This window comes from Cellulomonas sp. (genome assembly GCF_036279715.1).
GTDB lineage: Bacteria > Actinomycetota > Actinomycetes > Actinomycetales > Cellulomonadaceae > Cellulomonas_A.
This window is the reverse complement of sequence record NZ_DASUIR010000061.1, coordinates 1-10743: the sequence shown is the minus strand read 5'-3', so window position 1 is coordinate 10743 and position 10743 is coordinate 1. Positions and strand designations below refer to the sequence as shown.

Annotated in this window: 9 protein-coding genes and 1 pseudogene; 6 read left to right on the top strand and 4 right to left on the bottom strand. The window is 72.5% G+C overall.

Going from position 1 to position 10743, the window contains the following annotated elements; genetic code table 11:
* Positions 1-108: 108 nt before the first annotated feature.
* The gene (locus VFW79_RS16500; RefSeq protein WP_414647896.1) at positions 109-369 is read left to right on the top strand and encodes a diguanylate cyclase domain-containing protein; all 261 of its coding nucleotides are present in this window, start codon (positions 109-111) and stop codon (positions 367-369) included.
* A gap of 284 nt (positions 370-653) precedes the next feature.
* Here VFW79_RS16500 and VFW79_RS06515 read toward each other — a convergent pair whose 3' ends face one another.
* Together VFW79_RS06515 and VFW79_RS06510 are read right to left on the bottom strand one after the other, a co-directional pair.
* Entirely contained in the window at positions 654-1817 is a 1164-nt protein-coding gene (locus VFW79_RS06515; RefSeq protein ID WP_329676509.1) for a cysteine desulfurase family protein, read from the bottom strand.
* Positions 1814-2482 carry a metalloregulator ArsR/SmtB family transcription factor gene (locus VFW79_RS06510; RefSeq protein ID WP_329676508.1) on the bottom strand — a complete coding sequence of 223 codons (669 nt, stop codon included), beginning with the start codon at positions 2480-2482 and terminating at the stop codon, positions 1814-1816. The genes VFW79_RS06515 and VFW79_RS06510 overlap by 4 nt, the downstream gene beginning before the upstream one ends.
* A 98-nt stretch (positions 2483-2580) precedes the next feature.
* On the opposite strand from VFW79_RS06510, the gene VFW79_RS06505 reads away from it, so the two are divergent.
* From VFW79_RS06505 to VFW79_RS06485, 5 genes are all read left to right on the top strand, one after another.
* Complete coding sequence (locus VFW79_RS06505; protein WP_329676507.1) at positions 2581-2931, top strand: DsrE/DsrF/TusD sulfur relay family protein; 351 nt, start codon at positions 2581-2583, stop codon at positions 2929-2931.
* 57 nt (positions 2932-2988) lie between these two features.
* Entirely contained in the window at positions 2989-3438 is a 450-nt protein-coding gene (locus VFW79_RS06500) for a hypothetical protein (RefSeq protein WP_329676506.1), read from the top strand.
* Positions 3402-5165, top strand: coding sequence for a DUF5671 domain-containing protein (locus VFW79_RS06495; protein ID WP_329676505.1), 1764 nt, complete (start codon positions 3402-3404; stop codon positions 5163-5165). The genes VFW79_RS06500 and VFW79_RS06495 overlap by 37 nt, the downstream gene beginning before the upstream one ends.
* A 115-nt stretch (positions 5166-5280) precedes the next feature.
* The gene (locus tag VFW79_RS06490) at positions 5281-7818 is read left to right on the top strand and encodes a circularly permuted type 2 ATP-grasp protein (protein WP_329676504.1); all 2538 of its coding nucleotides are present in this window, start codon (positions 5281-5283) and stop codon (positions 7816-7818) included.
* Positions 7815-8873, top strand: coding sequence for a transglutaminase family protein (locus VFW79_RS06485; RefSeq protein ID WP_329676503.1), 1059 nt, complete (start codon positions 7815-7817; stop codon positions 8871-8873). The genes VFW79_RS06490 and VFW79_RS06485 overlap by 4 nt, the downstream gene beginning before the upstream one ends.
* Positions 8874-9642: 769 nt before the next feature.
* Here the strand turns inward: VFW79_RS06485 and VFW79_RS06480 are convergent.
* Both VFW79_RS06480 and VFW79_RS06475 read right to left on the bottom strand, forming a co-directional pair.
* Positions 9643-10188, bottom strand: coding sequence for a DinB family protein (locus VFW79_RS06480; protein ID WP_329676502.1), 546 nt, complete (start codon positions 10186-10188; stop codon positions 9643-9645).
* 131 nt (positions 10189-10319) lie between these two features.
* Positions 10320-10743: pseudogene (locus VFW79_RS06475) on the bottom strand (LysR family transcriptional regulator); the annotation flags it as partial.

Below are 10743 nucleotides of genomic sequence, written 5' to 3'. Positions count from 1 at the left end.
ACCCGGAGAGCCACCTGCCACCCGTAGCGTTCAGAGTCCGCGAACCGCCCAGATGCAGGACATCACCCAGACGCGCCACGCGGCCGCACAGATGGCCCACCGGGCCGAATTCGCTGTCATCCTCGAGGGGTCCACCACCTGACCGACGCGGAATGCATCGCTTCCCAGATCCACGAGGCGACCTCCGCACCGCTGGAGTTCCGGGGGAACACACTGAATCCGAGACTCAGCGTCGGGGTCACCATCGCCAAGGCCGGTCAGAATGTCGATGACGTTCTGCGAGATGCCGACGACGCCCTCTACGCCGCCGAAGCAGCCGGTGGCGACCGCGTGGTCGTCTTTGACCCCGACTCAGTCGAGCGTGGGTGAAGTCACCCCCTGCCCATATGGCGAAGCTACGCCTCGGTTGAAGGAGCTCGCCCCATCGCACCCGTCTGGATCTGAGATTGCACGAGCCGCGTTCGGCGATCGACGGTTCTCCTCGTCGGTGCTTGTTGGCTTGCCTGACTATCAGAGCGAACGGCAGGTCAGGAGATCCCCTGGCTCGGGACCGATGACAGGTCCCTCGTCCTCACCCTGCAGGGGGATGGTCACCAGCTCGCCCGCTCGCACACCCAGCGTCGGCTGTCCGCGAGGTATCGGCGCTCGCCGGCTCAGCGCACTGCTCGCCCGAGCTCGTCGGCTGCGGCAGTGATCTGCTGGCCGTCGGTCCAGCGGCCGAGCGTGAGGCGGAGTGCCGCCATCGCCCGCTCCGGCGTGAGTCCCATCGCGGTGAGCACGGGTGAGGGGCTGTGCTGCCCGGAGTGGCAGGCGGATCCCGTGGAGGCGGCAACACCCGGGCACTGGTCCAGGACGGCGTGCCCTTGGGTGCCGTCGATGCTGATGTTGAGCGTCTGGGGGAGCCGCGGCGCCCCGGCACCGTTCACGTGCACCCGGCCCGGTGCGTAGCCGCGGATCAGGTCGAGCAGCTGATCCCGCAAGATCGCCAGGCGCTCCGGTGACCCCGCAGCGAGCTCGTCGGCCGCGATCCGCGCCGCCGCACCGAGCCCGACGATGGACGGCACGTTCTCCGTCCCCCCACGCCGTCCGCGCTCCTGCCCGCCCCCGCCGACGAGCGCCTCGACGTCCACGCCGGTGCGCACGTACAGCGCGGCTATGCCTTTGGGGGCGTACATCTTGTGGCCGACGAGCGTCAGCAGGTCGACCCCGAGGACGCCGACGTCCACCGCGATCTTGCCGACGCTCTGTGCGGCGTCCGTGTGGAACAGCGCCCCGCGCTCGTGCGCCGTGGCGGCGAGCTCGGCGATCGGCTGCAGGACTCCCGTCTCGTTGTTGGCCTGCATGACGGAGACCAGCACCGTGTCGTCGGTCATGGCGCGGCGTACCTGGTCGGGGTGGACGAGGCCGTCGATGTCGACATCGAGCACCGTGACGACGGCGCCGTGATGCCGCGCGGCGTAGGAGCACGCGGCGAGAACGGCGGGATGCTCGGTCGCCTGTGTGATCACGTGCGGCCGCTCGACGCCGGCCCGACGCGCGGCGGTCACCACGCCCCGGATCGCGGTCGCGTCCGCCTCCGAACCAGTCGCCGTGAAGACGATCTCGTCCGCCTGCGCGCCGATCAGGTCGGCGACCTGCACCCGCGCGGTCGCCACCGCGGCGCGTGGTTCCGCGCCGAACGGGTGCGTGCTCGAGGGGTTGCCGAAGTGCTCGGTCAGGTACGGCAGCATCGCCGCGACGACGCGCGGATCGACCGGCGTCGTCGCGTTGTGGTCGAGGTAGATGGGCCGGGAGGGCATCGGGATGGCCGTGGTCATGCGACGTCCGCGGACTCGACGGGCAGCAGCGCCGCGCGCCACTCGAGGACGCCGTCGGACAGGCGCCGGGCGGGCAGACCGTGGACCCGCAGCATCCGCACGGCATCGCGCGACAGGACGCAGTAGGGCCCCCGGCAGTACGCCACGACGTCCGTCCCCGGCGGGAGGTCGCCGAGACGGTCGCCGAGGTCGTCCAGCGGGATGGACACCGCTCCGGGCAGGTGACCGCGGGCGAACTCCTCGGCGGGCCGGACGTCGATCACCGTCACGGTGCCGTCCTGGATCCGGCGCCACAGCTCGTCGCGCCCGATCTCCTCGGTGTCCTCCGGTCCGAGGAAGGCCGATCGCGCCGCTGCGAGGTCTGGCAGGTGCGACTCGGCGATCCGCTGGATCTGCAGGTAGAGGTCGGCGACGCCGGGCCCGGCGAGCCGGTAGTAGACCTTCGTTCCCTCACGTCGGGTGGTGACCAGGCGCGCGTGGCGCAGCGCCTGCAGGTTCGCCGAGGCGGTGGAGAGGTTCATCCCCGCCGCCTGGGCGAGTGCGTCGACCGAGCGCTCGCCCTGGGCGATCAGGTCGATCAGCTCGAGCCGCTTCGGGCTGGCCAACGCCTTGCCGATGCGCGCGAACTGCTCGAAGACGGCGTCCTTGGCCTCCCTGCGGCTCACGGATCTCCTCCTGCTCGGACGGGGACAGCGCAGCTGGACAGTGAGTGACGCGTCACCCTAACCTCGGATCGATTGTTCCACGGATCTTTGGAGAAGCGATGAGCGCCATCCTGTTCGCCCTGCACGACCCGCCCTACGGCAGCGAGCGCGTGTACAACGGGCTGCGCTGGGCCCTGCAGCTGGCCCACAACGGGGACGAGGTGCGCGTCTTCCTCTTCGGCGACGCTGTGCTCTCCAGCAGCACCGGCCAGAAGGTGCCCGACGGCTTCTACAACACCGGCAAGCAGACCTCAGCGTTGGTGCGCGCCGGCGGTCTGGTCGGCGTCTGCGGCACATGCATGGACGCGCGCGGACTGGACGCCGACCGGCTGCTCGACGGGGCGCACCGATCGTCCATGGTTGAGCTCGCGGAGTGGACCACCTGGGCGGACAAGGTCATCAACGTCTGACGTCGGACAAGCCGTCGATCTTTTGCGGGAACCTACCCAGGCCATGACACTGGGCACATGGCCAGCGGACCGAACCGTGTCCTCGCCGCAGTCGTCGGCATCGTGGTTGTTCTCGCTGCAATTGCCGGGGTGGTGGCCGCGAACCGCACGGCACCGACGCTGGACCCGAGCACCCCGCAGGGCGTCGTTCAGGAGTACCTCAAGGCCGTGCTCGCGGGGAACTACTCGGCCGCGGCGAAGCTCCTCTCGCCGACGTCCGGCTGCGGCCTCTCGGACGTCTCGGCCACGACCGTCTCAGACTCGGCACGCATCGTGCTCAAGGACACCGTCGTCACCGGCGACACAGCCGTCGTGACGGTCGACGTCACCGAGGGAGCCGACAGCGGACCCTTCGGGGACTCCGGGTACACGCACACCGAGCGCATCACCGCTGAGCGCGACGGTTCGGCCTGGAAGATCAGCGGATCACCGTGGCTGCTGTACCTGTGCGGGTCGACGAAGGGCTGATCATGATCATCTTCGGGGTCCTGTCCTCGCTGCTCTCGATCGCGCTCCCGATCGTCCTGATCGTGTGGGCCGTCCGGCACTTCGGCAACCGTGCCGGCGGCCAACGGAACGACGCGCGCAGCGTCCGGCGCTTCTTCCAGTACGTGCTGCTGCTCGGTCTGCTGATCATCGCGGCGGCCGGCCTGTCGGAGCTCCTCGGCCTGCCGTTCCAGAAGGCGGCGTTCGCCGGGGACAACAACACCGCCCTGGCCCGGGCGTTGACCTTCACGGTCTTCGGCATCCCGATGCTCCTCCTGCTCGCGTCGTGGTCGCGTCGGCACCTGCGGCAGGACCCGGACGAGGCGGCGTCCACCGGCTGGGCCTTCTACCTGACAGTCGCGCCCCTGACTGCCCTGGTGGTGGCCATGGTGGCCCTGCACGACGTCGTCGCCCCCGTGCTGTCGGGCCTGGCGTTCGACGGACCCGCGGCGGTCCGGTTCGTCGTGTGGACCGCGGTCTGGCTCGTGCACTGGACCGTGGCGCACCGGATGCTCGACGCCGGCCGCCGTCAGGGTCAGCTGGTGATCGGCTCGCTCATCGGCCTCGGCACGAGCGTCGGCGGTCTGGTCTGGCTGCTGGGCGCGTCCGTCGCCGCTCTCGTCCTGAGCGATGCGAGCACCGTGCTCGTCGGGCAGGAGCGCCCGATCGCGCAGGCCGCGGCGACAGTGGTCGTCGGGATCCCCGTCTGGGTCGTGTACTGGCTGCGGACCTGGTCCACAGCCGACCGGACACCGCTGTGGTTCGCCTACGTGCTCCCGGTCGGCGTCGGCGTCTCGCTGGTCCTGGCCGTGGTCGGAGCCAGCATCGCCGTGTACCAGGTGCTCGTCTGGCTGCTCGGCGACCCGTCCTCCACCCAGGCCGCCCAGCACTTCGAGGGCACCCCGACCGCGGTCGCCTGCGTCGTCGTCGGCGCGCTGAGCTGGTGGTACCACCGGCAGGTCCTCGCCGCCGCCACCCCCGGACGCACCGAGGTCACCCGCGTCTACGAGTACCTGATGGCGGGGATCGCCCTGCTGGCTGCCGCCGTCGGCGTGACCCTGGTGGTGGTCGCACTCGTCGAGTCGCTGATCCCGGTCGCCGACATCGAGCTCGGAACCTCCGTGGTCAACTCGCTGCTGTCGGGCGTGACGCTCCTCCTCGTCGGCGGTCCGCTGTGGTGGGTGTTCTGGTCGCGCATCGAACGGCTCGTGCACGCCGACGGCCCGGAGGAGCTCGGCTCGCCGACACGACGGACCTACCTGTTCGTGCTCTTCGGCCTCGGCGGGGTGGCTGCGATCGTCGCCGTCCTGGTCGCCGCGTTCTTCGCGATCCAGGGCGCCCTGCAGGGCAGCTTCGACGCCCAGGTGGCGCGGGACGTGCGCATCCCCGTGGCGATCCTGCTGGCCGCCGGCGCGATCTCCGGCTACCACTGGTCCGTCTACCGCGACGACCGCTCGCGGCTCCCGGCGCCCGAGGCTCGGCTCGGCGCGCGCTACGTGCTGCTCGTCGGCGCCCCGGACCCCGCCCTCGTCGGCGCGGTCGAGCACCGCACGGGCGCGCGGGTCGACCTGTGGGCCCGCGCCGACGGCCTGGCCGGGCCCTGGGTGGTCGACGACGTCGTCGCCGCGGTGCAGGGCTCCGCGAGCCCCGCGATGACCGTCGTGGCCGGCCCGGCAGGGCTCGAGACGGTCGGGATGGTGCGTCCGTAGCCGCGCGCCGGTGCCCGACACGTGGTCGGTGCATCGGGTCCGGCTCCGGGCGTGATGGGGTGGTCCCCTCGGCGCGCGCCACCCGGCGCGGGCCCCGGCGCCTGAGGGGGCCCGCGTGACGGACCTGCTGTCCTCGCCGCGTCCCCGAGCGGTCGACGAGATCGTCGACGCGCTGACCGGCACCGAGCTGGCCCGGAGCCGCGCCGAGACGGACACGCTGCTCGCCGACCACGGCGTCACCTACGGCACCGACGACGCGACCCCGGGCGCACCCGGCTGGCACCTCGACCCCGTCCCGGTCGTCATCGACGAGCTCGAGTGGAGCTCGCTCGATGCCGCCCTCGTCGAGCGGGCCCAGGTGCTCGACGAGGTCCTCGTCGACCTGTACGGCGCTCGCCGGCTCCTCACTGACGCGCTGCTGCCCCCCGAGATCGTGCTCGCGCACCCCGGGTTCCTGCGCGCCGTCGACGGGCTCCGCCTGCCCACGGCCCGCGAGCTCGTCCTGACGGCCACCGACCTCACGCGGGACGCGTCGGGCGGCTGGGTCGCGATCGCCGACCGCACGCAGGCCCCGTCGGGCGCGGGGTACGCGATGGAGGATCGTCGCGTCGTCGCACGCGTCCGGTCCGGCGTCTACCGCCAGGCGTCGATCCAGCGGCTCGGGCCGTTCTTCCACGCGCTCAAGCTCGCGCTGCAGGACGCCGCCCGCGCGGGCGCCACGTCTCCGCGGGTCGTGCTGCTCACGTCCGGTCCGCACAGCGAGACCGCGTTCGACCAGTCGTACCTGGCCGCGATGCTCGGCCTGCCCATGGTCGAGGGCAGCGACCTGCTGGTGCGCGAGGGTCGCGTGTGGATGCAGGGGCTCGACGCGCTCGAGCCGGTCGACGTGATCCTGCGACGCGTCGACGCCGACTACTGCGACCCCCTCGAGCTGCGGTCCGACTCGCGGCTCGGGGTGCCCGGGCTCGTGCGTGCACTCCGGGCCGGGTCGGTCAGCGTCGTCAACCCGCTGGGCAGCTCGGTCCTCGAGAACCCGGCCCTGCTGGCCCACCTCCCCCGCCTCGCGCGCGTCGTCCTCGGTCGCGACCTCGCGCTGCCGACGCCGCCGACGTACTGGTGCGGCGACGACACGGCGCGGGCGCACGTCCTGGCCCACCTCGACCGGCTCGTTCTCAAGCCGACCGCGCGCGGGTCGCGGAGCACGACTGTGCTCGGCTGGACGCTCGACCCTGCGGCCCTCGACTCCCTGGCCCAGCGGATCGCCGCGAACCCGAGCGCGTGGGTCGGCCAGGAGCCCGTCGGCGAGCCGTGGGCGCCGGACACGTCGGCAGCCGTGCTCCGGACCTTCGCCGTCGCGCACGACGGCTCGTACCGGGTCATGGCGGGCGGACTGGCGCGGGTCGCGCCCGACCCGTCGCAGCAACGCGTCTCGGGTGCCCTCGGCGCGATCGCGAGGGACGTCTGGGTCCTGTCGTCCGAGACGGGCACCCTCGCCGACCCGTGGCTCAGCGGCCCGGGGGACGCGGGTCCGCAGCGCGCCGTGTCGGGGATCTCGCCGCGCACCGCCGAGAACATGTTCTGGCTCGGCCGGTACGCGGAACGGGCCGGCGACACCGTCCGCCACCTGCGGGCGCTGGTCGACCGGTGGAACGACTACCACCACTCGCCGCGCTCGGTCGGTGGCCGGGCGCTGGGTGCGCTCCTGGCAGCGGCCGACGTCGCGACCCCGGCGACCTGGCCGGGAGCGACGACGCGCACCGCGAGCCTCGACCTGCGCGCGCTGCTGCTCGACCGGACCTCCCCCCGGTCGGTCGCCCGGTCCGTCCGGTCGCTCATCGACGCCTCGTCGGCCGTCCGCGACCAGCTCTCGGGGGACAGCTGGCTGCCGCTCGCGAGCATGGAGCGCTCGCTGGCCGGTGCGCGCGGCGAGAAGCCGCCGGCCGCCGATCAGCTCACGGCGCAGGCGTCGGCCGAGACCGCCGGGATGCAGCCTGTCCTCGACCGACTCCTCGAGGCGCTGCTCGCGCTCGCAGGGATCGGGGCGGAGAGCATGGTCCGGGACGCGGGCTGGCGGCTCCTCGACGCCGGACGACGACTCGAGCGGGCCCAGCACCTCGTGGAGTCGCTCGCCGCGACCGTCACGGACGTCCGGCCCGCCGCGGTCGACGCGCTCGTCATCGAGTCGGTCCTGATCACGCACGAGTCCGTCCTGACGTACCGGCGCCGCAACCAGGGGCCGGCCAGCGTCGCGGGCGTCCTCGACCTGCTGCTCGTCGACCCGTCGAACCCCCGCTCGCTCGCCTTCCAGCTCGACCGGCTGCGCGACGACCTCGCGGACGTCCCCACGGCCCTGCGCGCCCCCGACCTGCGCGACCGACTGCTGCAGGACGTCACCGACGTCCTCACCGAGCTCGACCCGGTCGCCGTCGCCGCACTCGTCACCGACGACGGGCGGCGCCGGCACCTCGCCGAGACCCTGGACTCGATGCGGTGGCGGCTGCGTGCCCTGGCCGACGAGATCGCGCTGGTCCACTTCGCCCAGCCCGTGCCGAGCCGCACGCTCGACGACACGTGGGGCGTGGAGAGCGCGGACGACATCGCGGGCGCAGACGATTCCGACGACACCGACCCTGACGAGGAGGCCGACGCATGACCGAGCCGGCCGACGTCGAGCCGCGCACGTATGCCCTGGTGCACCGCACGACCTACACGTACGCCCAACCGGTCACGAGCTCCTACGGCCGCACAGCCCTGACCCCGCGCGAGCTGCCCGACCAGACGTGCCACAGCTCGACCCTCACGGTCACGCCTGCCCCCGCGGACACCGGTGCGCACGTCGACTACTTCGGCAACCGGTCCACGTACTTCGCCGTGGAGACGGACCACCGCAAGCTCGTCGTGACCGCACGGTCGACCCTCACGGTCACCCGCCGGCAGGCCGACGTCGCCCGTCTCCCGGTCGTCGCGTGGGAGGACGTGGCCTGGGCCGCCCGCACCGGCCGCGCGGCCGCGCCCGCGGACGAGTGGGACGGCGTCGTGCACGACGACGTCCCGGACGAGCCCCTGGCCGGCTCCGCCACCAGCCACCCGCTCGATCGCGACCTCGACGGAATCGGCCTCGTCGCTCTGCGCGAGGCGACGCTCGCCTCCCGCCACGTGGCGCTCACCGCCGAGGTCCGGGACTGGGCCGAGCCGTCGTTCACCCCGCACCGCCCGATCGCCGAGCTGCTCGCCGATCTCGCGCACCGCATCCGCACCGAGCTCACGTACCGGTCCGGGTCGACCACGGTCCACACGACCCAGTCCGAGCTGCTCGCGCAGCGCGCCGGGGTCTGCCAGGACTTCGCGCACCTCATGATCGCGGCACTGCGGCTGCACGGTCTGCCGGCGCGGTACGCGAGCGGCTACCTCGAGACGATGCCGCCCCCGGGGCGCGAGAAGCTGCGCGGCGCCGACGCGTCGCACGCCTGGGTGTCCGCCTGGGTGCCCGGGGCCGCGTGGGTCGAGATCGACCCGACCAACGACAAGTTCATCGACAGCCGGTACGTCATCCTCGGCTGGGGTCGTGACTACTCCGACGTGCCGCCGCTGCGGGGGGTCATCTTCACCGAGGGGCCCGGCGCCAAGCCGTCGGTGTCGGTCGACCTCGTGCCCACCGCTGCCCCGGTCGTCACCGCCCCCGACAACAGCGAAGGCCCCTCGGAGTAAGCGTCCGAGGGGCCTTGCTGGTCCGCGGGGGCGCCGCCGGCGAACCGGCGGTGCTTGGCCGCTGATGACTCTGCGGCTGCGCCTCGACGATGATCCTCCGGTTTCCCGGTCTCTCGGTGTCGAGACGTCCTGCGGTCGGTCTCCCGGTCCCTGCGATCCTGCTGCGTCGTCATCCGCAGCTCCCCGGGTTTCCCCGCGAAGATGGTCCGCCGTTCTCCGTTCGACCACGGCCTCCAGGTCCCCGTCGTCCTCGGTCAGTGTCCCCCTTGCGGGAGTCCTGCCCGGTGGATCTCGGTCCTTCGAGGTCGTTGGCTCAGGTCTAGTCCTCCCGCACCGGGCCCGCAAGTGCTCGTGCGAACTTTCTTTGTCCACCGGTCGGTGCACACGTCTATCCACAGCTTGGCCTGCATGAACGCGCTGTCGACACAGGCCTGTGGACAACATCTGTGGACGACACGCTGGGGACGCCACGCCGCTGCCGCGCGAGGCGCCGCCGCTCGTCCGCCGACGAGACCGTCGTCGGATGTTTCCCTGTTCGCCGCGCGTCGCTCACCAGGGTCCGACAGGGCCTCCCGTAGCCTGGAACCCAGCGAAGGCCCCTCGGAGTAAGCGCCGAGGGGCCTTGCTGTGTCTCAGGGGCGGTTCTGGCCGCTTCGTGCGCCGCCGACGAGGAATTCACCCGGGACCAGCGAACTCGTGTCCTGGGACCTGTGGATGCGTCTGTGGACAGGGGCTGTGGACAAGAGCCCCTCGAAGCCGTGATAAAGGGTCAGGCGCCCACGTCGTGCAGGTGGTGGATCACGTCGTGCAGGAAGTACTGGCCGAGCGTGCGGACCGTGAAGACCGAGCCGTTCGAGCGGCGTCCGGGCCGGTCCCACGCCTCGCCCGTCACACCGTCGAACGCGTCGGCCAGGGCGTCGGCAGCGTCGACGAGCTCGCTCGCCACGACCGCCGGGGACTGCAGGTCGTACCGGTCTGCCAGGGCCGCCGCGTCCTGGTCCCAGTTCTCGAACAGCGGGTCGTCGTGCTCGAGCATGCTCATGAGCCTTCTCCCGAACACGATGTGCACGTCCCGGACGTGTGCTCCGTACTCGAGCACCGACCACACCGAGGGCTCGGGCCGCTGCCGCGCGTCGCTGCGACTCAGGGCGCCGACCCACCGCGGCGTGAGCGCACGGACGGTCGCACCGATGTCCGTCGGCTCCACATCGGGCGCGGCGAACCCGCACTCCGGGCACCGCTGGTCCAGGACCCAGGTCCAGTCCTTGGTGTCCGGCTCGATCTCGGGCGGGGTGTCCTGCGGTTCCGACGTCATGGCCTCAACGCTATCGACCGCCCCGGTCGCTGGACACCCCCGAGAGGTGCGGTGCAGCAGGTGCCGATGGGGCTGCCGGAGGTCGTGCCGCTCCTTGACGGCCGTGCCGCCGCAGGGGGTCCCGACGACGGTCAGCGCGACCCACGAGGGCCCGGCTTGCCGCGCCGGGCCGCCGGCTTCGCGCGTCCGCCGGAGGCGCCGCGGGGACTGCGCGCACGCTCGTCGCCGGGGACGCGCGGCGTCGGCTTGCGCCTGTCGCTGCTCTTGGCGGCTGCGGAACCCTTCGCGCCACTGCCCTTCGCACCGCTGCCGCCCTTCGCGCCCGTGCCCTGCGCGACCTCGGGCTCCGGGACCCGCGGCACCCGACCCCGGGAGCTGCGTGCGGTCCGCCCGCGGACGATGCCGACGAGCTCCTCGACGAGGTCGGTCGTCCGCTCCTCGACCCAGGCGAGCGCGACCTGCGACCCCGGACCGTCCGTGACCGGGCGGTACGTCACGTCGCGGCGGTGGTGCAGGCGAGCGAGGGACTGCGGCACGACGAGCACACCGATCCCG

Excerpts from the sequence above, each read along its gene's own strand:
- VFW79_RS06515 (WP_329676509.1), bottom strand. The coding sequence starts at position 1,817 with ATGACCACGGCCATCCCGATGCCCTCCCGGCCCATCTACCTCGACCAC.
- VFW79_RS06505 (WP_329676507.1), top strand. The coding sequence starts at position 2,581 with ATGAGCGCCATCCTGTTCGCCCTGCACGACCCGCCCTACGGCAGCGAG.
- VFW79_RS06500 (WP_329676506.1), top strand. The coding sequence starts at position 2,989 with ATGGCCAGCGGACCGAACCGTGTCCTCGCCGCAGTCGTCGGCATCGTG.
- VFW79_RS06485 (WP_329676503.1), top strand. The coding sequence starts at position 7,815 with ATGACCGAGCCGGCCGACGTCGAGCCGCGCACGTATGCCCTGGTGCAC.
- VFW79_RS06480 (WP_329676502.1), bottom strand. The coding sequence starts at position 10,188 with ATGACGTCGGAACCGCAGGACACCCCGCCCGAGATCGAGCCGGACACC.